The following is a 24,683-nucleotide window of genomic DNA, read 5'->3' as shown; positions in this document are numbered from 1 at the left end:
CGGTCCTCTTCGGCGATCGACTCGAAAAGTAAAGGTCACATGGGGCGGGGCGGCATGGGTGGCCCCTCCGCGCCCCGCCCGGAGACCGGCCCGCAGAGGGCCGGCGTCCGTGCTTGACACGACCGGCACCGGAATCTTGACACGCTGGGTGCATCCCTGGTGCGAAAACGTAACGAAGATCACAGCCCTCTGTCCGGTGTTCCCGAATCGGTTGCCCGCATCTCGTCATCTCGCCCAAAGTGAACGCCGTGGACAATCATCCCGATCCGCCGGAACCCGAGGAGTTATCGTTCGGCGAGGTCTCCGAGCGCGGTGCCCGTCTGCACGCCTGGATCCTCGCCCGCCGCCGCGCGCTGGCCGTATGCGTGGCGGCCACGCTGGTGGTCTGCGCGGCCGGGGCGGGCTCCTGGTACCTGCGCGACCTGTCCCGCAGACCGCTCCCTCCCCCGGACGGCCCCTGGCCGGAGCGTCCCGAGATCATGGTCGCCCTGTGCCACCCCCGTCTCCCCGACTGCCCGGCCGAGGGGGACGCGGCGGCGAAGGACCCGGCCGCCGTGGGCGCCGCCGTGCGGGCCGCCACCGGAGTCACCTCCATCCGGTTCTTCGACCCCGGGAACGTACAGGAGAAGGACATATGGATGCCGCAGCTCCTGGAGAGGAACAACGTCCGCGACACTGATGTCGTCTACGTGCGATATCTGGTCGGGCACCTGGCACGGCGGGAGGACTACCCACGTGCCGCCGAACGTGCCAGGTCCATCCTCGGGGTACGGGACGTCCTTCCGGGCACGCCGGGCTTCTGGCCGGGCAAGGCGGACGTGGTGATCCGGTTATGCCCGAACGAGCCGGGCATGGACTGCACCAGCGTGAACGACCCGCCGATCAGCGAGGCGCAGAAACAGGACATCGTCGATCTGCTCTGGGACATCGAGGGCGTGGAGAAGATCTACTTCGAGGACCGCCCCCATGTCGCCAAGGTGGCCGCCCACTACGCGACCGACGACACCACCCCCCGCGGCGACCCGATGGTCACCCGGGAGCCCCTGGAAGAGGCGTTCTACGTCAAGCTGACCGACCGCCGGGTCATCAGGACCGTCGGCGAGGCCGTCCAGAACATGCCAGGCGTGCGCCTCGTGGAGGCGCTCGACCCGGCGTAGGCACGCGGCCCGGCAGGGCCGGCCGCCTCGGCTCCCGCGCCGGCCCGGCCCGCAGGCCGGCGCGAGGGCGGGTCAGGTTTGCGGGGTGCCGGTGTCGGCGTCGGTGACGACCGCCTGGGCGACCTGGCGCATGCTCAGGCGGCGGTCCATCGAGGCCTTCTGGATCCAGCGGAACGCCTGGGGCTCGGTCCAGCCGTGCTGGGCCATCAGCAGGCCCTTGGCGCGCTCGACGAGCTTGCGGGTCTCCAGGCGCTCGCCGAGCGTGGAGACCTCCTTCTCCAGGGCGATGATCTCGACATGGCGGCTGACGGCCATCTCGATGGCGGGGACCAGGTCGGACTTGGTGAACGGTTTCACCAGGTAGGCCATGGCCCCGGCGTCCCTGGCCCGCTCGACCAGGTCGCGCTGGGAGAACGCCGTCAGGATCAGGCAGGGCGCCACGCGCTTGGACACGATGCGCTCGGCGGCCGAGATGCCGTCCAGGATCGGCATCTTGACGTCCAGGATCACCAGATCGGGACGCTGCTCCAAGGCGATGCCGACGGCCGCCTCGCCGTCCCCGGCCTCGCCGACGACGGCATAGCCCTCCTCTTCCAGCATCTCCTTGAGGTCGAGGCGGATCAGTGCCTCGTCTTCCGCGATCACCACTCGCCGCTGCGTACTCACGACCAAGAGGGTACCGACGTCCGCTAGATTAGGGGCACGAGCCTCACGGCGCCCCGATAGACCAACGGCAGAGTCAATGGCCTCAAAATCCATCAAGTGTGGGTTCGAATCCCACTCGGGGCACTGAGCCGGCGCGCGACGCGTCCGCGGACGGCACATCGCAGGCGAGATCCATACGAAACGGGAGCGTCCCCGCGCGGGGGCCGCTCCCGTTGCCGTGTGTGGCCGCCCGCGCGGGCGGCGGGGCTCAGCCGGAGCTGGAGACCGCCGAGCCGATGGTGTGCACGCGCAGGGCGTTGGTGGAGCCGTGGCTCCCGGGGGGCGACCCGGCCACGATGACGACCTTGTCCCCCTTCTCGCAGCGGCCGAGCGACAGCAGGGCCGACTCGACCTGGCGCACCATGTCGTCGGTGTGGTGGACGAAGGGGACCTCGAAGGTCTCGACGCCCCAGGTGAGCGCGAGCTGGCCGCGGACCTCCGGGGCCGAGGTGAAGGCCAGCAGCGGGATCGGCGAGCGGTAGCGGGCCAGCCGCCGCGCGGTCTCGCCGGACATCGTGAACGCGCACAGGGCCTTGGCTCCGACGATGGCCCCGACCTCGGCGGCGGCGCGGGCGATGGCGCCGCCGGTGGTCTCGGGCACGCGCTCGAAGGTGTGGGTGGACTGCAGGGACTCCACCTCGGCGGCGCAGGCGATGCGGTCCATGGTGGCGACGGCCTCGATGGGGTGGCTGCCGACCGAGGTCTCGCCGGAGAGCATGACGGCGTCCGCGCCGTCCATGACGGCGAAGGCGACGTCGGACGCCTCGGCGCGGGTGGGCCGGGGGGCGCTCATCATGGAGTCGAGCATCTGGGTGGCGACGATGACCGGGTGCGCCTTCTCACGCGACAGGGCGATGGCGCGCCGCTGGACGATCGGCACCTGTTCGAGCGGCAGCTCGACGCCGAGGTCGCCGCGGGCGACCATGATGCCGTCGAAGGCGTCGACGATCTCTTCGAGGCACTCGACGGCCTGCGGCTTCTCGATCTTGGCGAGCAGCGGGAGGTGCACCCCCTCCTCGTCCATGATCGCGCGGACCAGGGAGGCGTCGTCGGGGCTGCGGACGAACGACAGGGCGATCATGTCGAAGCCGGTGCGCAGCGCCCAGCGCAGGTCCTCTTCGTCCTTCTCGGTGAGGGCCGGGGCCGAGACGGCGACACCGGGCAGGTTGAGGCCCTTGTTGTCGGAGATCATGCCGCCGACCAGGACCTTGGTGACCACGCGCGGGCCGTCGACGTCGGTGGCCTCCAGGACCAGGCGGCCGTCGTCGACGAGGATCTTGTCGCCGGGGCGGACGTCGGAGGGCAGGCCCTCGTAGGTGGTCGACACCAGGGAGCGGTCCCCCGGGACGTCCTCGGTGGTGATCGTGAAGACGTCGCCGTAGCCGAGGCGGACCGGGCCCTCGGCGAAGCGGCCCACCCGGATCTTGGGACCCTGCAGGTCGGCCAGGACCCCTACGGCCGCGCCGAGCTCGGCGGCGGCCTCCCTCACCCGCCCGTGAATCTCTTTGTGGAGCTCATGGCTCCCGTGGCTGAGGTTGAACCGGGCGACGTTCATGCCCGCGACGATCAGCTCGCGCAGGCGCTCCGGGGAGGAGGTGGCCGGCCCCAGTGTGCACACAATCTTCGCTCGACGACTCACAAGCCCTACCCTAATTGGTACAGACCACTTGGCGATGACGAAGTGCGCAGCGCCTGGGGAAATCCAGGTGACGTGAGATCGCCTCTGGGGCGCCGACGCGTTCCGTCGCAGGTCGCAGGCCCTGTCGCCAGGGCGGGCGCCGGGACGGCGCGGCCGGGCCCGCGTGGCCCGTCATGGTGTCCGTGCGTCTCACAGGATAGTTGCCGCGCGCGGGCGCGCGCGCCGGTTTCCGGGCCACGGCCGCCCGCGCCGGGCGGCCGTGACGGGGCCGGGTCAGCCCTTGACGGTGGCCGCGCGCGAGGCGCTGACGATGCCGTGGCCGTAGAAGCCGTTCTTGGCGCGGCTTCCGGCGCAGACGTGGGTCTCCTCGCTCACCGAGTAGCGGGTGGAGCCGGACGCCGGGCACGCCGTGGGCGTGGCCGTGGCGTACAGCAGCCGCTCCACGGTGGCGGGGGCCAGGGCGAGCCCGCCCTTGCCGGGCTTGCCGAAGCGGGCGACCAGGATCGCGGCGACGCCAGCGGCGTGCGGGGAGGCCATGGAGGTGCCGGAGAGGTACTGGTAGTAGGCGCACCGGCCGTTGCGGCAGTCGCGCACCACCGAGGGGCCGGTGGGCTTGCCGGAGGCGTCGATCAGCTTCTGCCTGCGCAGGGCCTTCTCCGGCGCGGCGGCCAGGATCTCGCGGGCGTTGCCCTTGAGGGAGGTGCCGGAGTCGCTGGGGTCGCCGCCGGGGGCCGACAGGTCGGTCTGCTCGATGCCGTAGTCGGAGTACCAGGCCTTGCGCCCGCTCGGGCCAAGAGCCGAGACCGAGATGACGCCGCGGGACTCGGCCGGGACGTTGACGCACGAGTTGTCGATCTTACGCTCGCGCTCGCCGCCGAGCGGGTAGCCGGGGCTCTCCTTGTCCACGGTCGGGTGGCCGAGGTCGGTGGAGCCGTTGCCGAGGGCGGTGATGAGCGTGACGCCGCGGGCGCGGGCGTAGTCCAGGGCCCGCTGGACGCCGGTGATGACGCCCTTCTGCTGGAGCTGCTCGGCCCGGGAGTCCTGCGGGTTGTTCGCGCAGTTGAACGTCCAGGGGTCGACGAAGAAGCTCATGTTGACCACGTCGATGCCCGCGTCGCCCGCGTAGGTGAGCGCGTCGAGCACCGGCTTGAGGAAGAAGAACCCCGAGTCCGTGCCGGCGCGGATGTTGACCAGCGACACGTCGGGCGCGACGCCGGCGACGCCGAGGCCGTTGAGCGGCGAGCCGATGGTGCTGGCGACGTGGGTGCCGTGGCCGTCGTCGTCCACGTCGGCCGGGTCCTTGCAGCTCTTGACCTCGCACGGCCCGTCCAGCTCCTTGCCGTTCGGGTCGTTCGGGCGGTCGGTGACGAAGTTGCGGCTGAGCGCGCGGTTGAAGTTCGGGGCGATGTCGGGGTGCTTGCCGTCCACGCCGGTGTCGATGATGCCGACCAGCACCTTCTTGTTGCCGCGCGCCTTGGCGTAGGAGCCGGAGGCGGTGGCGCCGATCATCTTCATGTCCCACTGGCGGGACGAGAGCGGGTCCGCCCCCGCCGTGGACGCCGCCGCGCCGGTGGTGGCGGCGCTGGCGGCGGCGGTGGAGGTGCTCGCCGTGCGGGAGGCGCCGGAGGCGGCCAGGGAGGTCGCCGCGCCGATCCGCCGGTCGGCGGTCACGCCGACGATGGAGGCGGAGGCGCCGAGGCGCTCGGCGAACCCGGCGCCCGCGCCGCGGGCCAGGACGTAGCCGAGCTTGGCGTCGACGGCGCCGGGCGTGCCGCCCGCGCCCTTGATCGCGGCCAGGGCGTCGTCGCGCGCGCCGGGGGCGTAGAAGACCAGGTACTCGGCCGCCGTTCCCTTCGCGGGCGCGGCGCCGGCGGAGGCCGCACCGGTCAGAAGAGATCCGGCGGCGAGCGCGCCCACCGTGACCGAAACGACAGCGCCTCTCAGGCGACCGTACCCCCGCACCATTGACCCTCTCCTCAAGCTGTCTCTATGACGAGGCAGCATCTTTCAGTGGATCGAGGACCAAAGCAACTCGTCCGCCGATTGCAACGGCAATCCACCCCACCTATGCATATGTAACTACAAGCTATATGTGACATCCGCTTAAACCCGCAAAAGGACGGCGCTCCCGGTGGGGAAACGCCGTCCTCGCAGCTCAGCGGGCCGGCCGGGCTCCCGATGAGGGACTCCGGCCGGCGGCGCGCGTCAGACCAGCGGCCTGGCCGTCGGCGGGATCACCTCCGGCAGGGCCGTCTGGCCGGTGAGGTAGCGGTCGGCGGCCGCCGCGGCCGTGCGGCCCTCCGCGATCGCCCACACGATCAGCGACTGCCCGCGTCCCATGTCGCCGGCGACGAAGACGCCGTCGACGCCGCTCATGTAGCTCTTGTCCCTGGCCACGTTGCCCCGGGCGTCGAAGAACGCCTCGCGGTCCGGGGCGAGCGCGGCGAGGTCGGTGAGCAGGGCGCCCTTCTCCGGGCCCACGAAGCCCATCGCCAGCGTGACCAGCTCGGCCGGGATCTCGCGCTCGGTGCCGGGCACGGGCTTGAACCCGCCCGACGGGCCCTCGACGTCCACCAGGCGCAGGGCCTTCACCCGGCCCTGCTCGTCGCCGACGAACCCGGTCGTGGACACCGCGTAGACCCGGGCGCCGCCGTCGGCCTCCAGCTCCTCGTGGGCGCTCTCCACCTTGAAGAGCATCGGGTAGGTCGGCCACGGCTGGGCGGCCGGCCGCCGCTCCGGGGGCCGCGGCATGATCTCCAGCTGGGTGATCGAGGCCGCGCCCTGGCGCACCGCCGTGCCGATGCAGTCGGCGCCGGTGTCGCCGCCGCCGATCACGACGACGTGCTTGCCCTCCGCCGAGATGGGAGGCGCGGCGAGGTCGCCCTCCTGCACCTTGTTGGCCAGCGGCAGGTACTCCATCGCCTGGTGGACGCCGTCCAGCTCGCGGCCGGGGACCGGCAGGTCGCGCCAGGCGGTGGCGCCCCCGGCCAGCACGACCGCGTCGAACTCGGCGCGCAGCCGCTCGGCCGTGACGTCCACGCCGGCGTTCACCCCGGCGCGGAACTCGGTGCCCTCGGCGCGCATCTGCGCCAGGCGCCGGTCGAGGTGCCGCTTCTCCATCTTGAACTCGGGGATGCCGTAGCGCAGCAGGCCGCCGATCCGGTCGGCGCGCTCGAACACCACCACGTCGTGCCCGGCGCGGGTGAGCTGCTGGGCGGCCGCGAGGCCCGCGGGCCCCGAGCCGATCACCGCGACCTTCTTGCCCGACTTGGAGGTGGGCCGCTGCGGCGTCACCCACCCCTCGTCGAAGGCGCGGTCGATGATCTCCACCTCGACGCGCTTGATCGCCACCGGGTCGGAGTTGATGCCGAGCACGCACGCCGTCTCGCACGGCGCCGGGCACAGCCGCCCGGTGAACTCGGGGAAGTTGTTGGTCGCGTGCAGCCGCTCGACCGCCTCGCGCCAGTCGTCCCGGTACACGAGGTCGTTCCACTCGGGGATGAGGTTCCCGAGCGGGCAGCCGTTGTGGCAGAACGGGATGCCGCAGTCCATGCAGCGTGCGGCCTGCTTGGTCAGCGCGGGCTTGGAGAAGTCCTCGTAGACCTCACGCCAGTCGCGGATGCGCACGTCGACCGGGCGGCGCTGCGGCAGCTCGCGGGCGTGCGTCAGGAACCCTTTGGGGTCGGCCATCGGTGAACCTCCCTTAACCGTGCACGGCGGCCATGACCGCCTCGTCGATGTCCCGGCCCTCGGCGCGCGCGGTCTCGGCGGCCTTGAGCACCCTCTTGTAGTCGGACGGCATGATCTTGCCGAACCGGGTGAGCGCGACGTCCCAGTCGTCCAGCAGGGCCTTGGCGACGGTCGAGCCCGTCTCGGCCAGGTGGCGCTCGACGATCTCGTGCAGGAACTCCGCGTCGTCCTCGGTGAGCTGCTCGATCTCGACCATCTCGCGGTTGACCCGCGCCGGGTTCAGGTCCAGCACGTAGGCGATGCCGCCGGACATGCCCGCCGCGAAGTTGCGGCCCGTCGGGCCGAGCACGACCGCGCGGCCGCCCGTCATGTACTCGCAGCCGTGGTCGCCCACGCCCTCGACGACGGCGGTGGCGCCGGAGTTGCGCACGCAGAACCGCTCGCCGACGACGCCGCGGATGAACACCTCGCCGGAGGTCGCGCCGTACAGGCCGACGTTGCCGGCGATGACCTGCGTCTCGGCGCTGAACGGCGCGTCGTCGTGCGGCCGCACGGTGACACGGCCGCCCGACAGTCCCTTGGCGAGGTAGTCGTTGGCGTCGCCGGTCAGCCGCAGCGTCACGCCCCTCGGCACGAAGGCGCCGAAGGAGTTGCCCGCCGAGCCGGTGAAGCCGACGTCGATGGTGTCGTCCGGCAGGCCCTCGCCGCCGAACCGGCGGGTCACCTGGTTGCCGAGCATGGTGCCGACGGTGCGGTTGACGTTGCGGATCGGCAGTTCGAGCGTCACCCGGTCGCCGAAGGCCAGCGCGCCCTCGGCGAGCTGGATCAGCGTGTTGTCCAGCGCCTTGTCCAGGCCGTGGTCCTGGGCGATGGTGCGGCGCAGCGGCGTGCCCTCGGGCAGGGCGGGCACGTGCAGGATCGGCGACAGGTCCAGGCCCGCGGCCTTCCAGTGGTCCTCGGCGGCCGCGGTGTCCAGGAACTCGGCGTGGCCCACGGCCTCCTCGATCGAGCGGAACCCGAGCGCGGCCAGGTACTCGCGGACCTCCTCGGCGATGAACTCGAAGAAGTTGACCACGAACTCCGGCTTGCCGCTGAAGCGCCTGCGCAGCTCGGGGTTCTGCGTCGCGACCCCGACCGGGCAGGTGTCCAGGTGGCACACGCGCATCATGACGCAGCCGGACACCACCAGCGGCGCGGTCGCGAAGCCGAACTCCTCGGCGCCGAGCAGCGCGGCCACGACCACGTCGCGGCCGGTCTTGAGCTGGCCGTCCACCTGCACGACGATGCGGTCGCGCAGGCCGTTCAGCAGCAGGGTCTGCTGGGTCTCGGCCAGGCCGAGCTCCCAGGGCGCGCCCGCGTGCTTGATCGAGGTCAGCGGGGAGGCGCCGGTGCCGCCGTCGTGCCCGGAGATCAGCACGACGTCGGCGTGGGCCTTGCTGACGCCCGCCGCGACCGTGCCGACCCCGACCTCGGCGACCAGCTTGACGTGGACGCGGGCGTCGGGGTTGGAGTTCTTCAGGTCGTGGATGAGCTGGGCCAGGTCCTCGATCGAGTAGATGTCGTGGTGCGGCGGCGGCGAGATGAGGCCGACGCCCGGCGTGGAGTGCCGGGTCTTGGCGATCCACGGGTAGACCTTGTGGCCGGGGAGCTGGCCGCCCTCGCCGGGCTTGGCGCCCTGGGCCATCTTGATCTGGATGTCGGCCGCGTTGGCCAGGTACTCGCTGGTCACGCCGAAGCGGCCGGAGGCGACCTGCTTGATCGCGCTGCGCCGCACCGGGTCGTACAGCCGCTCCGGGTCCTCGCCGCCCTCGCCGGTGTTGGACTTGCCGCCGAGGCGGTTCATCGCGATGGCGATGGTCTCGTGCGCCTCCTGCGAGATCGACCCGTAGGACATCGCGCCGGTGGAGAACCTGCGCACGATGCTCTCGACCGGCTCGACCTCCTCGATCGGCACCGGCGGGCGCACGCCCTCGCGCAGCCGGAACAGGCCGCGCAGCGTCATCAGCCGCTCCGCCTGGCCGTCCACCAGGCCGGTGTACTCCTTGAAGATCTCGTAGCGCCGGGTGCGGGTGGCGTGCTGGAGGCGGAAGACCGTCTCGGGGTTGAACAGGTGGGGCTCGCCCTCGCGGCGCCACTGGTACTCGCCGCCGACCTCCAGGCGGCGGTGGGCGTTCTCCGCGCGCGGGTAGGCCCGGCGGTGGCGCAGGCCCGCCTCACGGGCGAGCACGTCGAAGCCGACGCCGCCGAGCCGGGAGGTGGTGCCGGCGAAGCAGGCGTCGATGACGTCCGCGCCGAGGCCGAGCGCCTCGAAGATCTGCGCGCCGGTGTAGGAGGCGACCGTGGACACGCCCATCTTGGACATGACCTTCAGGACGCCCTTGCCGTACGCCTTGATCAGGTTGCGCACCGCCGCGCGCGGCTCCAGGGCCAGCGCGCCGGAGGCGATCATGTCCTCGACGGTCTCGATCGCCAGGTAGGGGTTGACCGCCGAGGCGCCGTACCCGATGAGCAGCGCCATGTGGTGGCACTCGCGGGCCTCGCCGGTCTCGACGACCAGGCCGACGCGGGTGCGGGACTTCTCGTGGATCAGGTGGTGGTGCACCGCGCCGGTGAGCATCAGCGACGGGATCGGCGCCATGCGCGCGTCGGAGCCCCGATCGGACAGCACGATGATGCGGGCGCCGCCGGCGATGGCCTCCGAGACCTCGGCGCAGATCTCCTCGAGGCGGTGCAGCAGCGCCTCGCCGCCGCCCGCGACCTCGAACAGGCCCGACACCACGTGCGGCTGGAAACCGGGCAGCGCGCCCTCGTCGTTGATGTGGATGATCTTGGCGAGCTCGTCGTTGTCGATCACCGGGTAGGGCAGCACGAGCCTGCGGCAGGACGCCGGGCCCGGGGCGAGCAGGTTGCCCTCGGGGCCGATCGTGGTCTGCAGCGAGGTGACGAGCTCCTCGCGGATCGCGTCGAGCGGCGGGTTGGTGACCTGGGCGAAGAGCTGGCTGAAGTAGTCGAACAGCAGCCTCGGCCGCTCGCTGAGCACCGCGACGGGCGAGTCGGTGCCCATGGAACCGATCGGCTCGGCGCCGGTCCTGGCCATGGGCGCCAGGATGATCCGCAGCTCCTCCTCGGTGTAGCCGAAGGTCTGCTGGCGCTTGACCAGGGCCTCGTGGGTGAGGATCGGGCGCACCCGCTCGGGCAGCTCCTCGAAGCGGACCAGCCCGGCGTGCAGCCACTCGCCGTAGGGGTTGGCGGCGGCCAGCTCGGCCTTGATCTCGTCATCCTCGATGATCTTGCCGAGGGAGGTGTCGACGAGGAACATCTTGCCCGGCTGCAGGCGGCCCTTGCGCACCACCTTGGACGGCTCGACGTCCAGCACACCGGCCTCCGAGGCCAGCACGACCAGGCCGTCCTCGGTCACCCAGAAACGGCCGGGACGCAGGCCGTTGCGGTCCAGAACCGCGCCGACCAGCGTACCGTCGCTGAAGGTGATCGACGCCGGGCCGTCCCACGCCTCCATGGCGGTGGAGTGGAACTCATAGAACGCCCGCCGCGCGGCGTCCATCTCGGCGTGGTTCTCCCACGCCTCGGGGATCATCATCAGCACGGCGTGCGGCAGGCTCCTGCCGCCGAGGTGCAGCAGCTCCAGGCACTCGTCGAACGAGGCGGTGTCGGAGCCGTCGGGGTCGCAGATCGGGAAGAGCCGGGCGAGGTCGCCGGGGATCAGGTCGCTCGCCAGCATCGCCTCGCGGGCGCGCATCCAGTTGCGGTTGCCCTTGACGGTGTTGATCTCGCCGTTGTGGGCGACGTAGCGGTACGGGTGCGCCAGCGGCCACGACGGGAAGGTGTTGGTCGAGAAGCGGGAGTGGACCAGCGCGATCGCGCTCTCGAAGCGCGCGTCGGACAGGTCGGGGAAGAACCCTTCGAGCTGCGGCGTCGTCAGCATGCCCTTGTAGACGATCGTGCGCGACGACAGCGAGGCGAAGTACACGTCCGCCTCGTGCTCGGCCCGCTTGCGCAGGCAGAAGGCCAGGCGGTCCAGCGCCAGCCCGCTCTCGCCGCCCGGGGAGGAGACGAAGAGCTGCGCGAAGAACGGCATGACGGCCCGGGCGCTCGGCCCCGCCTGCGTGGAGTCGATGGGCAGCTCGCGCCAGCCGAGGACCGTGAGGCCCTCCTCGGCGGCGATCTCCTCGATCATGCCGGTGGCGATCGCGCGGGCCTGGCCGTCGGCGGGCAGGAAGGCGATGCCGGCCGCGTAGGAGCCGGCGAGCGGCAGGGGGAAGTCCACGGAGACGCGGAGGAACGCGTCGGGCATCTGCGTCAGGATGCCGGCGCCGTCGCCGGTGTCCGGTTCGCTACCCTTGGCTCCTCGGTGATCGAGATTGCACAGTGCCGTCAAGGCCTTCGCGACGATCTCGTGGGTGCGCCGGCCGTTGACGTCGGCCACCATGGCGACACCACAGGCGTCATGCTCGTGCGAAGGGTGATACAGGCCCTGGGGCTCGGGGAGACCGAGGCGGGCAGCAGGCATTGAATCCCTCCCGTCGTCTTCGTCTGCTTCGTCGGATTGGCGAGTGCAGGCAAGAGGGACGACGTTGGCCCTGCTGCTGTTAGGTGTGTAGAGACTACCTCACCCTGCCGGAATGGTGCCCGCCAGGTGGGGATCGCGAACATTCACCATCGAAGTGCCCACATCTTGGTGTCCTCAGCCGTACGTCCCAGGCCGCAGTCAAAGGAACGGCGCACGACAGGGCGTTATTCCAGGTCAAAGCACCCGGGAATGCCCCGGACCCGGTCAGGGACCGGTCAAGCGCGCCCCCGCCGCGATCACCCGGCGGCCAGGACGCGCCGCTGCGCGAACGCGCCGAGCCGCTCCAGCGCGAGCTGCGGGAGGGTCAGATCGGCGGTGCGCTCGTCCCCCACCGGGCCGACCCAGTTGACGACGACGAAATGGCCGAGCGCGCGCGCCGCGGCGCGGCTGTGCCCGGCGTCGAAGGACGGCGGCTGGCCGGGCGCCGCCCGCAGGAAGCCCCCGCCGCGCCGGGGGTCGAGCGCCGCCACGAGCCGGTCGGCGGCGGCGCCGTCGGGCATGTCGAACACCGCGTACTGGCCGGACACCGCGCCGCCGGCGCCGGTGAACGAGGCCCGCGCCACGCCCGCGCACCCGGCCGCCGCGGCCTTCACCCCGCTCCCCCACAACGCCTCCCCGCAGTCGGCCGACAGCGCGGCCCCGCGGCGCTCCATGGTCACCCCCTGCTCGACCAGGCGGGCGGCCTGCCCGAACAGCTCCTGCTCGGTCAGCGGCGCCGGATCCTGGCCGCGGGTGGCGATGGGGGCGTACAGCGCGGAGGTGCCCTCTCCCCGGAAGTAGGCGGGGCTCGGGCCGGTCTCCGGCCGGGTGAGGAGGAACACGACCGCCCCTGCCGCGGCCAGCACCCCGGCCACCGCGGCGACGATCAACGTACGGCTTGGCACGGCAGCCGACCCTACCCCGCCGGGGAGGCCTGCGGCCCGGTGACGGCCACCACACGGCGGTAGATCGCCTTCTCGGCTCCCCGGACGGCCAGGGACAGCGAGACGAAGTCGTCCTTCGGGCCCGGCTCCCGGCGATCGGCCCGGCCCACCCAGACGAACCCCGCGAAGTGCCCCATCGCGTGGCCGCTGCCCTCGGTGTAGCCGTCCCCGGAGAAGACGGTCGCCTCGGACTGCAGCGCGCGCATCCACCCGCCGCCGCGGTACAGCGTCGCCATGTCCCGCACGAAGGCGTCGGCGGCCTGGGCGCTCGCCATGTTGAACAGGGTGTACTGGGCGACGTAGCGGCGGTCGGCGCTGAGGTACACGCCCCGCGCCGCCTGCGTGCACCCGGTCTGGCCGAGCCGGGACACCACGCCGCCGCCCCACACGGCGGGCGCGCAGGTGTCGTCCAGGCGGCGCTCGGCGAGCCGCAGCGTGACCCCGCCGCTCTTCAGCGTCTTGACGTTGAACACCTCTTCCGCCCGCAGCGGGGCCGGATCGGCGCCGCGGTCGGCGATGGGGCCGAAGAGCTTGGGCGAGGGCCACGCCTGGTAGTCGTCGGGTTCCGGCAGGCCGATCAGGTCGCCGGAGTTCTGGCCCGGCGCGGCGTCGGAGACGCCGAGCGTGCTCACGATCGCGGTCAGCGCGAAACCGCCCGCGAACACGGCCAGGACCGTGCCCACGATCATCAGCGCGCGCTGCTGACGCCGGGTCAGCCCGCGCTCGGCCAGGGCCGGGAGCTCGAACGAGGACCGGCGCCTCTTGTTGCGGGCGCTCACAGGCCGCCGGCTCCGCGCGACGAGCCGTGACGCGCCCGGCGGGCGCCGGGCGCGTCACGGTGCCGGTCATGGACCTCGGCGCGCCCCCCCGAGGAGCGGCCTTGGATCATCGCGGATTCGCCTCCGGGTCGGACGCCACCGTCGTGGAGGTCGCGGCTCCGGCGACCTTGGGCTCGTCCGCGCCGGGCTCGCGCGCCTCGGCGTCCCCGGACGGCTCGGGCCCGCCGGGGTCGGCCACCTCGTCCTCGTCGGCCTGCCCGGCGTCGTGCGCGGGGTCGGCCGCGGCCGTCTCGTGCTCGTCGGCCTGGTCCGCGCCGTGCGCCGGGTCGACGTGGGCCTCGCGTGCGGCCGGGACGACGATCTCTTCGGAGGTCTTGTTCCTGGTCAGGTAGAAGTACACCAGGGCGGCGGCGAACAGGGCCAGGGACGTCCACTGGTTGAGCCGCAGGCCGAGGATGTGGTGGGCCTCGTCGACCCGCATGCCCTCGATCCAGAAGCGGCCCAGGGTGTACCCGGCGACGTACAGGGCGAACAGGCGGCCGTGGCGCAGGCCGTAGCGCTTGCCGATCCAGATCAGCACGCCGGCCAGGGCCAGGTTCCACAGGCATTCGTACAGGAACGTCGGGTGGTAGGTGGACACGCCCGCCACCGTGCCGTCCCGCCCCGGGTCGATCTCCAGACCCCAGGGCAGGTCGGTCGGGCCGCCGAAGAGTTCCTGGTTGAAGTAGTTGCCCCAGCGGCCGATGGCCTGGGCCACCGCGATGCCGGGCGCGCAGGCGTCGGCCACCGCCGACAGGGAGATGCCGCGCCTGCGGCAGGCGATCCACACGCCGACGGCGCCGAGCGCGATGGCGCCCCAGATGCCGAGGCCGCCGTGCCAGACGTACAGGACGTCGATGGGCCGGTTGCGCGCGTCAGGACCGAAGTAGAGCTGCCAGTCGGTGATGACGTGGTACAGCCGGCCGCCGACCAGGCCGAACGGGACGGCCCAGACGGCGAGGTCGGTGATGGTGCCCGGCTCGCCGCCGCGGGCGCGCCAGCGGCGCTCCCCGATCCAGACGGCGACGATGACGCCGAGCACGATGCAGAACGCGTAGGCCCGCAGGGGAATCGGTCCGAGGTACCAGACCCCTTCGGACGGGCTGGGAATGGAGGCCAGGGGCATGTCAGGTGACGTTACCGTTTCCGTGCCTACTTCGCGGCATCAAGAATGGCCTGACGCAGCGAACCCGGGCTGAACGCGACGTTGTTGTCGATGATCTCGCCGTTCAGGCGCAGCGTGGGCGTGCCGTCCGGCACGAGCTTGGCGTCGAAGACCTTCTTGCTGAAGGCGGCCTGGGTCTGCGCGTGCTTCTGGGACCTGACGCAGGACTCGAAGCCCGGGTCGGTGACGCCGGCCTCCTTGCCCCACTTCACCAGGTCGTCCAGCGAGAAGCCCGATCGGGTCTCCGGGGGCTGCTCCTTGAAGAGCCGGTCGTGGAAGGCCGACCACTGCCCGGCGGGCACGCATCGCGCGGCCGAGGAGGCGCGCATGGTGTTCCCCAGCGTGGGCTCCTGGCTGAAGATGTTGATCGGGTGGTAGACGACCTTCACCTGGCCGTCCGCCGCCATGTTCTTCAGCGTCGCCGAGCTGCTCTCCTCGAAAAGCTTGCAGGCGGGGCACTGGAAGTCCTCGTAGACGTCGACCACCGGCTTCTGGACGCCGGGCTTGGCCATGGCGATCGAGCCGTCCTGCTGGAAGGTGATCGGCGCGAGCCCGCCGCTGACCGTCTCGGACTTGCCCCGCTGGTAGTACCACCAGCCGCCGCCGACGACCGCGAGCACGACCGCCACGACGGCGACGATGGTGATGACGCGGCGCCTGGCCTGCTCCTTGCGCTCGCGCTCGCGCTGCGACTTGATCCGCTCGCGGGCGGAGACCTCCCGCGCGGCCTTTCCCATCAGTGCTCCCCCTTCATGCGGGCTCCTCGCCCAGATCGTCGACATCGAGGTCGTCGTCCCTGTCCCGCCCGGGCGCGAGCCCGAGCGCCGCGTCGAGCGCGAGGCGGCCCGGCGGGAACCAGGCCACCCACGCGCCCAGCAGGAACAGCCCGGCGTCGCGCAGGATCTCCCACAGGTAGCCGGGATCGGCCCCCGCGGCGAGCTGACCGCCGCCGCCGAAGCAGCCGCAGTCGATGCGCAGGCCGCGCGCCCACGCCGACGCGATGCCGACCACGAAGGCCAGCATGAGCAGCGCCGAGACGACGCCCGCCACCCGGGTCAGCAACCCGGCGACGAGCAGCACTCCGACGACGATCTCGATGATCGGCAGGCCGTGGCCCACCGCGGACGCGACCGACTCCGGCAGCAGCTCGTACGCCTCCACCGCCTGGACGGACAGCGCGGGCGTGCCGATCTTCAGCCAGCCGGCCGTGATGAGCACGGCGGCGACCACCAGCCGGGCGACGGTCGTCACCCAGGGTACCGCCGGATGCACGTAAAGCCACCTCATCGGCGCGGCCTCTTCCCGCTTGGCACGTCAACGTCTCCTTAGGCCTGTACGGGCGCCCGACGGCGCCGCGCGGCGCCCGGCCGGCACGCGGCGGCCCGCCGGCGGACCGGGCCGGCGTCGGCGCTCATGCCGAGGGTACCGGCCACCAAGCTCATCATGAACGCGATAAGCCCCGGCTAAGCGCTGGTGGCGCGGCCGAAGCCGGACGCCGCCGTGCCCGCCGGGGCCGTGCTCGGAGCCGGGAGGATCAGGAACGCACGCCCGCGGCGAGCTCCTCGCCGAGCTCGCGCACCGCCGCCAGACCGGCGGCCTCGTCGGGGGCGTCGAGGAGGCGGCGGATGAACGCCGAGCCGACGATGACGCCGTCGGCGTACTTGGCGACCTGCGCGGCCTGGGCGCCGGTGCCGACGCCGAGGCCCACGCACACCGGGAGCGAGGTGTGCGCCCGGGTGCGCTCGACCAGGCCCTCGGCCGCCGAGCTCACCGAGTCGCGCGCGCCGGTGACCCCCATGAGGGAGGCGGCGTAGACGAAGCCGGTGCAGCACTCGGCCACGGCCTGGATGCGCTCGCCCGTGGAGCTCGGGGCGACCAGGAAGACGGTGTCGATGCCGGCCTCGGCGCTGTACCGGCGCCAGGGCCCGGCCTCTTCGGGGGTGAGGTCGGGGGTGATGGTGCCGACGCCGCCCGCGGCGGCCAGGTCGCGGGCGAAACGCTCGGCGCCGTAGCGGTCGATGGGGTTCCAGTACGTCATGACCAGAACGGCGGCGCCGGTCTTGGCCACGCCCTCGACGGTGCGCAGCACGTCGGCGATGCGGGTGCCGCCGGTGAGGGCGCGGTGCACGGCGGCCTGGATGGTGGGGCCGTCCATGAGCGGGTCGGAGTAGGGCAGGCCTATCTCGATGACGTCGCAGCCGGCCTCCACCATCGCGGTCGCGGCGGCGATGGCGCCGTCCTTGCCGGGGAAGCCGGCCGGGAGGTACCCGACCAGGGCGGCCCGCTTGTCGGCCCGCGCCTTCTCGAACACCGTCTGAAGAGTCGTCATGTCAGAGAGTCCCGCTCACAGGTTTCCGGGGCCCACAGGCCTACAGGTTGAAATATTTCATCGCGGTGCCCATGTCCTTGTCCCCGCGGCCCGAGAGGTTCACCAGGATGGTGGCCTCGGGGCCGAGCTCGCGGCCGAGCTTGATCGCCCCGGCGAGGGCGTGCGCCGACTCGATGGCCGGGATGATGCCCTCGGTGCGGGCGAGGACGGAGAAGGCCTCCATGGCCTCGGCGTCGGTGATGCCGTGGTAGGTGGCGCGGCCGGAGTCCTTGAGCCAGGCGTGCTCGGGGCCGACGCCCGGGTAGTCCAGGCCCGCGGAGATCGAGTGCGACTCGATGGTCTGGCCCTCGTCGTCCTGCAGGACGTAGGTGCGCGCGCCGTGCAGGACGCCGACCGAGCCCTCGGTGAGGGTGAGGGCGTGCTCGCCGGACTCCAGGCCGTGGCCGCCCGCCTCGTAGCCGTGCAGGGCGACGCCCTCGTCCTCGATGAAGGCGTGGAAGATGCCGATGGCGTTGGATCCGCCGCCGACGGCCGCGGCGACCGCGTCGGGCAGCCGGCCGGTCAGCTCCAGGACCTGGCGGCGGGCCTCGACGCCGATGATGCGCGCGAAGTCGCGGACGATCTCGGGGAACGGGTGGGGGCCGGCGACGGTGCCGAACAGATAGTGCGTGCTGTCGACGTTGGTGACCCAGTCGCGGAAGGCCTCGTTGATGGCGTCCTTGAGTGTGCGGCTGCCGTTGGCGACGGGGACGACCCGGGCGCCGAGGAGCTTCATGCGGGCGACGTTGAGCGCCTGGCGCTCGCAGTCGACCTCGCCCATGTAGATGACGCATTCGAGGCCGAGCAGCGCGCAGGCGGTCGCGGTGGCGACGCCGTGCTGGCCGGCGCCGGTCTCGGCGATCACGCGGGTCTTGCCGAGGCGCCTGGTGAGCAGGGCCTGGCCGAGCACGTTGTTGATCTTGTGGGCGCCGGTGTGCGTGAGGTCCTCGCGCTTGAGCAGGACGCGGGCGCCGCCGGCGACCTCGGAGAACCTGCGGACCTCGGTCACGGCGGTGGGCCGGCCGGCGTAGGTGCGCAGCAGGTGGTCGAACTCGCGCAGGAACGCGACGTCGGACTTGGCGTCCTCGTAGGCCTTGGCGACCTCGTCGAGGGCGGGGATCAGGGCTTCGGGCACGAATCTGCCGCCGAACACCCCGAAACGCCCGCGGACGTCGGGATCGTCGCCTGCCACGCCGCCGCCGGCGAGGTCGGCCGCGGTGATCAGGCTGCCCTCTGTGCTCACTGCTGCCTCTCGGGTCCGTTGTCGAATCGGGACGCGGGGTGCGCCCCGGCCGTGACCAGGTCGACCACGGCGGCCCGCGGGTCCTTGCCGGTGACGAGGCTCTCGCCCACGAGCACGGCGTCGGCGCCCGCGCGGGCGTAGGCCAGCAGGTCGTGCGGGCCCCGGACACCGGACTCGGCGATCTTGATGACGCCGTCCGGGATCTTGGGGGCCAGCCTGGCGAACACGTCGCGGTCGACCTCAAGGGTTTTGAGATCGCGCGCGTTCACGCCGATGATGCGCGCGCCGGCGTCCAGAGCCCGGTCGAGCTCCTCCTCAGTATGCACCTCGACCAGCGGCGCGAGGCCGATCGACTCGGCCCTTTCGATCAATGAGATCAAAGCGTTCTGGTCGAGGGCCGCCACGATGAGGAGCGCGAGGTCGGCGCCGTACGCGCGGGCCTCCCACAGCTGGTAGGAGGTGACCACGAAGTCCTTGCGGAGGATGGGGATGTCGACGGCGGCGCGGACCGCGGCCAGATCCTCCAGGCTGCCGCCGAAGCGGCGGCGCTCGGTGAGCACGCTGATGACGTGCGCGCCGCCCGCCTCGTAGTCGCTCGCGAGCGCCGCGGGGTCGGCGATGGCGGCCAGCGCGCCCTTGGAGGGGCTGGACCGCTTGACCTCGGCGATGACCGAGACCTTGTCGCCGCCGAGCGCGGCGTAGGCGTCCTTGGTGGCCGGCGCGCGCTGGGCGCGCTCCTGGAGCTCGGTCAACGCCACGTCACGCTGCCGATCGGCGAGGTCGGCACGCACGCCGTCCAGGATCTCGTCGAGCACGCTCACTTGATCTCCTCGCTTGGCTCGCTCACCCGATCAGGGTCCCCTCCGGTCGACTGCGCCGCGGGCGAGGACGTTTCGGCCCGCGATCGGCCGATCGCCGCGGGGACCTTCCGCCCTCATCCCGACCTTGCCCTGCCGATGGTATCGGGCTTACCGCCGTCGGCTCGCCACAGGGTGGCGGGTCTGGGGGGCTCGCGGCGCCGAGTCGGGGGGCGTCACGGTGCGAGAAAGGCACCGAACGGCAGATTCCTCACGATCCAGTACACGATGATCAATCCCAGGAAGGACCAGATGTAGATCGGAGGCGCCAGGCGGGTGCGGACGGGCCGCCCGCGCCAGGCCCTGACGAGCCATCGCCCCCACCAGAACACCAGGAAGGGAATGGTGAGCACCGCCAGCGGATTCAGCCCGAGCGCCGCGACCGGGTCGGCGTGCGCGAGCGCGTTCAGGGCGCGCAACGTGCCGCAACCCGGGCAGTACAGCCCGGTCAGCAGCAGGAACGGGCAGGTCGGGTAGTGGCCGGGCCGGTTCGGGTCCACGACGCCGACGTAGGCGACGGCCGCCGCCGCGACCGCCGCGAGCCCGAGGGGCGCGAGCAGTGCCCGCGCCCGTCCGGCGCCGCGCCCCCCGGCGTGCGTCCCGTGCGCGCCCTCTACGCCGCTCACACCGTCCACGCCGTCCGCGCCGCCCACGTCATCAGTATGAGCCGCTGTTCTGCACGCTCTCGAGGCCGTTGAAGATCGACACGCCGACGACGAACCACAGGATCAGGTACAGCACCCACATGCCGAGGCCGACGAACAGCGAGATCATCCACCACTTCTTGGCCTGCTGGGACGCCTCCAGGGCGCCCTGGTAGTCCCCGGCCTCGAACTTGCCGTTGACCTTGCCGGCGTAGTAGATCGCCGGGAGGCTGAACGGGCCGCAGCAGAACAGCGTGGTGAGGATCGCCGGGAGGAGCTGGTTGTTCGGCGGCTCGGGGGCGTAGGGCTGGCCGTAGCCCCCGGGCGGGTAGCCGCCGGGCGGGGGGTAACCGCCTCCGGGGGGAGGCGCGTTGTAGCCGCCGCCCTGCTGGCCGTAACTCATCGATGGTCTCCTTGCCGTGACGCGGGGCCGGGCTCGATGCCCGGCCGGCGTAGCGCGTCGCGCTGCGGCAGCTTAGCGACGCCAGGGGCATCACAGCGACATTGTCGGCAGATCGTCACACAATCCGGCGAACAGGCCGGACGTGCGGGGCGCGGGTCCGGCGCGTCAGCCCCGGCCGCCGTCGCGCTCGCCCGGGCCGCCCTCGGTCGGGTCCACGCCCTGGTCGAGCGCGTCCCACAGCGACCGTTCCTCCCGGCCCGCGCGCTCGGCGCGGCCGGCGGTGGATCCGCCCGGCCTTTCGTACCGGTCGGACATGCCGGGCCAGCGGGCGCCGCGCGCGACGGCCAGCGCCCCCGCCGCCAGCAGCAGCGCCCCGCCGGCGACCGCGGCCACCGGCCAGGCCCAGGAGTAGGCCACGGCGGCGTGCGCGGCGGCGCCGGTGACGCTGGTGTGCTCCTCGGCCAGCGCGACCAGCCGCGAGGAGGGCGTGACGCCCCGCAGCGCGGACGCGGCGACGGCCAGCCCGATCAGCGCGATGACCGCGCCCACGACCCGGCGCCACGCCCCGCGGGTCGCCAGCACGGCGACGGCGGCGGCCAGGGCCGCCAGGGCGAGGGGGCTGAGGACCGGCGCGATGTCGCCGCCGGAGAGCGGGACGGGCGCGGCGCGGCCACCCGCCGGGCCCGCGCCGAGGGCGACGGTGGCCCAGGTGCGGCCGGAGGCGGCGAGCGTCAGCACGGCGCCGGCCGCGGCCAGGGCCAGCCAGACGAGCAGCGCCCGGCGCGCGGACCGCGCGGGGCCGGGCGCGGGCGCGGCGGCGGTCGCCGTGGGGCCGCCGGGGTCGGCGGGGCTCACGGGACCGAAAGGACGTCGGCGTCGAAGCAGGTGCGGTCGCCGGTGTGGCAGGCGGCGCCGACCTGCTCGACCTTGAGCAGGATCGTGTCGCCGTCGCAGTCGAGCGCGACGTGCCTGACCCACTGGGCGTGCCCGGAGGTCTCGCCCTTCACCCAGTACGCGCGGCGGCTGCGCGACCAGTAGGTGGCGCGGCCGGTGGTCAGCGTGCGGTGCAGCGCCTCGTCGTCCATCCAGGCCAGCATGAGCACCTCGCCGGTGTCGTGCTGCTGGACGACCGCGGGCACCAGGCCGTCGCGATCACGCTTCAGGCGGTCCGCGATCTTCGGGTCAAGAGGCATGGCCCAATTCTGCCGCAGAGGCCCGCCGGTGCCGGTGACCGCCCCGCGCTCCCTGACATCCCACCGCCTCATGCAACATCACGCAACATATGGGCATAAGCGGAAAATCTCACGCTACGGTCGGGGTGTCAGCGAAAAGGACACATCCCCAGAGGTGCCCCCATGGCCTCACCGCGCATAACCGAGGCGAAGGGAATACTCGCCGCACGGCTCCGCGAGATCCGCAACGAGGCCAGCCTGACCGGGAGGTCCCTGGCCTCCAGGGCCGGCTGGCACTACTCCAAGGTGTCCAAGATCGAGCACGCCTCGCAGATGCCCAACGAGAACGACATCCGCGTGTGGTGCCGGGTCTGCGACGCCGAGGAGTACGTCGTGGACCTGATCGCGGCGGTGCGCAACATCGACTCGATGTACACCGAGTGGCGGCGGCTGGAGGCGACCGGGCTGCGGCACATGCAGGAGTCCTTCAACCCGCTGTACCGCGAGACCCAGCAGTTCCGGGTGTTCCAGCACTCGGCGGTGCCCGGCCTGCTGCAGACCGCCGGGTACGCCCGCGCGCATCTGCGGACCGTGATCGCGTTCCGCGGCATCCCCGACGACCTGGAGCAGGCGGTGCGGGCGCGCCTGCGGCACCAGGAGGTGCTGACCTCGGGCGGCAAGCGGTTCATGTTCATCGTCGGGGAGCAGGCGCTGCGCACGCCGGTGTGCGACGCCGAGGAGATGTCCGCGCAGCTCGCGCGGCTGGCCGAGCTCACGATCAACATGCCGCAACTCAGCTTCGGGGTGATTCCGGCTCGGGGGCGTCCCGCACTCATGCCGCCCGAAAATTTCTGGATATACGACGACAATCAGGTCCGGGTCGACACCATTCCCGGCCAGTACCGGATCAAGACGCCCACCGACGTGGCCCTGTACGAGAAGGCGTTCTCGGCGCTCGCCGACGCCGCCGTCTATGGTCAGGCGGCCCGTGACCTGATCAACGCGACCGCGGACGAGTTGCGAGGAACATGAAGCAACATCGTTGATCTCGCGATCGCGGGGAGCCTAGCCTCACGGCAGAAGTCCTTCACGGCGCGGGGCTTCCCTCCCACGCACCCTTCCGGACAAGCCAGGCGCGCTCGCCGCGCCGGTGAGGAGTCACGCCGTGCCCGCCGTCCACGTCGAAGCGGCAGCCCTCGTCTGCAGGCGTCCCTCGGCGGAGATCAGGCGCGTCGCCGAGGAGCTCCAGGCGTCGCTCGCCCGCCGGGACGTCCCGTCGTACATCTATTACCTGGAGGACGGGCAGGCCGCCGTCTCCCTGTGGCAGGGGCTGCTGGCCCGCGTCGACGGGCGCATCATCTGGTGGACCAGCCCGCATCCGAGCCACCGGGGCGGGGCGCTGCGCACCTTCGCGGTCGCGCCCGCCACAGCCGCCGTCCGCCTGGCCGAGCACTACGCCACGCTGCGCGCCCGGCACATCCCCCGGCTCTACGCCCACCCCGAGTGACCGCACGATCCACGGCCCGGTCGCCGGGCCGCCGACCAGGGAGGCCCCGATGACCGCTGCCGGCGAGGTGGCGGGCGCCACCACGGCCACCGCGCACCTGCAGGCGCTCGGCGACTCGCTGCGCGCGCGGGGCCTGCACGCCCGCGTCGGCGAGACCAGCGGGGGGCTTCCCCAGCTCATCGTGCTCAGCACGGCGGCGCCGAGCCTGTCGGAGGTGGTGTTCGCGGCGCGCAGCGACGGCTCCTGGTGGTTCTGGTGGTCCTGGGCCGAGCGCATCGCGCCGGTGGAGGAGCTGGCCACCGCCGTCACCCGCGTGTGCGGGGTGCTGACGCCGGCGGGCCGCGCCCGCGAGTGACCCCGGCGCCGGGGGGGCGCCGGGGCCTCGCCTTCCATAAAACCCACTAAATCAGTAGGTCTTGACGGAAATCTGGGCCTGTGCTGGAGTGGACGCATGCGGGCCGATATCCGATTGGTGATTCGCGGGCACATCGATCTGTGCCGCGTGTGGTCCTCCTCCTGTCAGCGCTGAGGCGGCGGCCCGGCGCCGCCGGGCCCGCGACCCGGCCCTCCCCCGGTCCCGCCGCGGGCCGTCACCCCACCCATGGCACCCATGGCCGCACGGCCAGAAAGGCTTCCGCCATGCCCATCGAGTTCCTCGGAATCGGCGGCACGCACGACGGGTCGGAGACCACCCAGCGTTCCGGCCCCTCCTTCGACAAGCAGTACACGCTCAGGCTCGCCCGCGCCCACCAGGAGTACGGGTGGGACCGGGTGCTGTTCGCCTACGGGTCGGGCTCCCCCGACCCCGCCCAGGTCGCCGCGTACGTGGCGAGCCGGGTGGAGGATCTGGAGATCCTGCTCGCCCACCGCCCCAACCTCTCCACCCCCACCTTCGCGCTGAAGACCTTCGCCACCCTGGACCAGATCAGCGACGGCCGCCTGACCGTCCACTTCATCACCGGCGGCAGCGACCACGAGCAGCAGCGCGAGGGCGACTTCCTGACCAAGGACGAGCGCTACTCGCGCACCCGGGAGTACATCCAGATCGTCAAGAAGGGCTGGACCTCGCGCACCCCGTTCGACCACGACGGGGAGCACTACCGGTTCACCGACTTCGTCGCCGACGTCTTCCCCGTCCAGAGCCCGAGGCCGCTGGTCTCGTTCGGCGGCTCCTCCCCCGCCGCCTACCGCGCGGGCGGCGCCGAGGCCGACATCTACTGCCTGTGGGGTGAGCCGCTCGCCGAGACCGCCGAACAGATCGAGTCGGTCAGGCGCGCCGCCCGCGAGGCCGGGCGCGAGGACGTGCCGAGGATCCAGGTGGCCTTCCGGCCCATCATCGCGCCCACCGAGGAACTGGCCTGGGAGAAGGCGCACCGCACCGTGGCCGCCATCAAGGGCCGCCAGAACGGGTCGGGCGCGTCCGGCCGCGGCAACCACCCCCGGCGCGACCCGGAGAACACCGGCTCCCAGCGGCTGATCGCCATCGCCGAGCGCGGCGAGCTGTTCGACCGCGCCCTGTGGACCCCCACCGCCGCGGCCACCGGCGGGGCCGGCAACTCCAACGCCCTCGTCGGCACCCCCGAGACCGTCGCCCAGGCCCTGCTGGACTACCACGACCTCGGGGTGGACATCCTGTCCGCGCGCGGCTACGCCCTGCTGGACGACGCCATCGACTTCGGGCGGCACGTCATCCCGATCGTCCGCGAGGAGGTCGCCAAGCGGGACGCCGAGAGGAAGCGGCGCGAGACGGCGCGCGTCCCCGAGCCCCGGCCGGCCGGCCTTTCCGGGAACTGAGGACGGAGCC

General features: G+C 72.4%; 22 protein-coding genes and 1 tRNA gene. 6 read left to right on the top strand and 17 right to left on the bottom strand.

Going from position 1 to position 24,683, the window contains the following annotated elements:
* The first annotated feature begins 248 nt into the window (after positions 1-248).
* On the top strand, positions 249-1,157 hold the full coding sequence (locus BJ981_RS39370) for a permease-like cell division protein FtsX (RefSeq protein ID WP_184614431.1): 909 nt from the start codon (positions 249-251) through the stop codon (positions 1,155-1,157).
* A gap of 72 nt (positions 1,158-1,229) precedes the next feature.
* On the opposite strand, the gene BJ981_RS25420 is transcribed toward BJ981_RS39370, so the two are convergent.
* Positions 1,230-1,823 (bottom strand): ANTAR domain-containing response regulator, encoded by a 594-nt coding sequence (locus BJ981_RS25420; RefSeq protein WP_184614429.1) that lies wholly within the window; start codon positions 1,821-1,823, stop codon positions 1,230-1,232.
* Between the two features lie 50 nt (positions 1,824-1,873).
* Between BJ981_RS25420 and BJ981_RS25415 the strand changes: the two genes are divergently transcribed.
* Positions 1,874-1,946 (top strand) — tRNA-Leu (locus BJ981_RS25415).
* A 124-nt stretch (positions 1,947-2,070) separates the two neighbouring features.
* On the opposite strand, the gene pyk is transcribed toward BJ981_RS25415, so the two are convergent.
* The 16 genes from pyk to hisI form a co-directional block, all read right to left on the bottom strand.
* Positions 2,071-3,501 (bottom strand): pyruvate kinase, encoded by a 1,431-nt coding sequence (gene pyk / locus BJ981_RS25410; protein ID WP_184614427.1) that lies wholly within the window; start codon positions 3,499-3,501, stop codon positions 2,071-2,073.
* A gap of 273 nt (positions 3,502-3,774) precedes the next feature.
* Positions 3,775-5,418 (bottom strand): S8 family peptidase, encoded by a 1,644-nt coding sequence (locus BJ981_RS25405; RefSeq protein ID WP_239139630.1) that lies wholly within the window; start codon positions 5,416-5,418, stop codon positions 3,775-3,777.
* 288 nt (positions 5,419-5,706) lie between these two features.
* Positions 5,707-7,191 carry a glutamate synthase subunit beta gene (locus BJ981_RS25400; protein WP_184614424.1) on the bottom strand — a complete coding sequence of 495 codons (1,485 nt, stop codon included), beginning with the start codon at positions 7,189-7,191 and terminating at the stop codon, positions 5,707-5,709.
* Positions 7,192-7,204: 13 nt separating this feature from the next.
* Complete coding sequence (gene gltB / locus BJ981_RS25395; RefSeq protein WP_184614422.1) at positions 7,205-11,719, bottom strand: glutamate synthase large subunit; 4,515 nt, start codon at positions 11,717-11,719, stop codon at positions 7,205-7,207.
* A 296-nt stretch (positions 11,720-12,015) separates the two neighbouring features.
* Positions 12,016-12,663 carry a hypothetical protein gene (locus BJ981_RS25390; RefSeq protein ID WP_184614420.1) on the bottom strand — a complete coding sequence of 216 codons (648 nt, stop codon included), beginning with the start codon at positions 12,661-12,663 and terminating at the stop codon, positions 12,016-12,018.
* Between the two features lie 11 nt (positions 12,664-12,674).
* Entirely contained in the window at positions 12,675-13,481 is an 807-nt protein-coding gene (locus BJ981_RS25385) for a hypothetical protein (protein ID WP_184614418.1), read from the bottom strand.
* Between the two features lie 106 nt (positions 13,482-13,587).
* Complete coding sequence (lgt, locus tag BJ981_RS25380; RefSeq protein WP_184614416.1) at positions 13,588-14,646, bottom strand: prolipoprotein diacylglyceryl transferase; 1,059 nt, start codon at positions 14,644-14,646, stop codon at positions 13,588-13,590.
* A gap of 26 nt (positions 14,647-14,672) precedes the next feature.
* On the bottom strand, positions 14,673-15,422 hold the full coding sequence (locus tag BJ981_RS25375) for a DsbA family protein (RefSeq protein WP_184614414.1): 750 nt from the start codon (positions 15,420-15,422) through the stop codon (positions 14,673-14,675).
* 13 nt (positions 15,423-15,435) lie between these two features.
* A complete protein-coding gene (locus BJ981_RS25370) occupies positions 15,436-15,957 on the bottom strand; it encodes a DoxX family protein (RefSeq protein ID WP_239139631.1) in 522 nt (173 codons plus the stop codon).
* A gap of 262 nt (positions 15,958-16,219) precedes the next feature.
* A complete protein-coding gene (gene trpA / locus BJ981_RS25365) occupies positions 16,220-17,014 on the bottom strand; it encodes a tryptophan synthase subunit alpha (protein ID WP_184614410.1) in 795 nt (264 codons plus the stop codon).
* Positions 17,015-17,054: 40 nt separating this feature from the next.
* Positions 17,055-18,278: a tryptophan synthase subunit beta gene (gene trpB / locus BJ981_RS25360; RefSeq protein ID WP_221315343.1), complete on the bottom strand. Its 1,224-nt coding sequence runs from the start codon at positions 18,276-18,278 to the stop codon at positions 17,055-17,057.
* 14 nt (positions 18,279-18,292) lie between these two features.
* Positions 18,293-19,117: an indole-3-glycerol phosphate synthase TrpC gene (gene trpC, locus BJ981_RS25355; RefSeq protein WP_184614406.1), complete on the bottom strand. Its 825-nt coding sequence runs from the start codon at positions 19,115-19,117 to the stop codon at positions 18,293-18,295.
* A gap of 212 nt (positions 19,118-19,329) precedes the next feature.
* The gene (locus tag BJ981_RS25350) at positions 19,330-19,806 is read right to left on the bottom strand and encodes a DUF2752 domain-containing protein (RefSeq protein WP_239139632.1); all 477 of its coding nucleotides are present in this window, start codon (positions 19,804-19,806) and stop codon (positions 19,330-19,332) included.
* A gap of 4 nt (positions 19,807-19,810) precedes the next feature.
* Positions 19,811-20,200: a CD225/dispanin family protein gene (locus tag BJ981_RS25345; protein WP_184614404.1), complete on the bottom strand. Its 390-nt coding sequence runs from the start codon at positions 20,198-20,200 to the stop codon at positions 19,811-19,813.
* 165 nt (positions 20,201-20,365) lie between these two features.
* On the bottom strand, positions 20,366-21,055 hold the full coding sequence (locus BJ981_RS25340) for a TIGR02234 family membrane protein (protein WP_184614402.1): 690 nt from the start codon (positions 21,053-21,055) through the stop codon (positions 20,366-20,368).
* On the bottom strand, positions 21,052-21,393 hold the full coding sequence (hisI, locus tag BJ981_RS25335; protein ID WP_184614400.1) for a phosphoribosyl-AMP cyclohydrolase: 342 nt from the start codon (positions 21,391-21,393) through the stop codon (positions 21,052-21,054). Before hisI ends, BJ981_RS25340 begins: the two co-directional genes overlap by 4 nt.
* A 162-nt stretch (positions 21,394-21,555) precedes the next feature.
* Here hisI and BJ981_RS25330 point away from each other — a divergent pair, with 162 nt between their 5' ends.
* From BJ981_RS25330 to BJ981_RS25315, 4 genes are all read left to right on the top strand, one after another.
* Entirely contained in the window at positions 21,556-22,404 is an 849-nt protein-coding gene (locus BJ981_RS25330) for a helix-turn-helix domain-containing protein (RefSeq protein ID WP_184614398.1), read from the top strand.
* Between the two features lie 133 nt (positions 22,405-22,537).
* Positions 22,538-22,879: a hypothetical protein gene (locus tag BJ981_RS25325; protein ID WP_184614396.1), complete on the top strand. Its 342-nt coding sequence runs from the start codon at positions 22,538-22,540 to the stop codon at positions 22,877-22,879.
* Between the two features lie 49 nt (positions 22,880-22,928).
* Positions 22,929-23,234, top strand: a complete 306-nt coding sequence (locus BJ981_RS25320; RefSeq protein ID WP_184614394.1) for a hypothetical protein — start codon at positions 22,929-22,931, stop codon at positions 23,232-23,234.
* 284 nt (positions 23,235-23,518) lie between these two features.
* Positions 23,519-24,673, top strand: a complete 1,155-nt coding sequence (locus BJ981_RS25315) for an LLM class flavin-dependent oxidoreductase (protein ID WP_184614392.1) — start codon at positions 23,519-23,521, stop codon at positions 24,671-24,673.
* The last annotated feature ends 10 nt before the right edge of the window (positions 24,674-24,683 follow it).

The organism is Sphaerisporangium krabiense (genome assembly GCF_014200435.1).
Taxonomy (GTDB): Bacteria; Actinomycetota; Actinomycetes; order Streptosporangiales; family Streptosporangiaceae; genus Sphaerisporangium; species Sphaerisporangium krabiense.
This window is presented reverse-complemented; position numbering and strand designations above follow the sequence as displayed.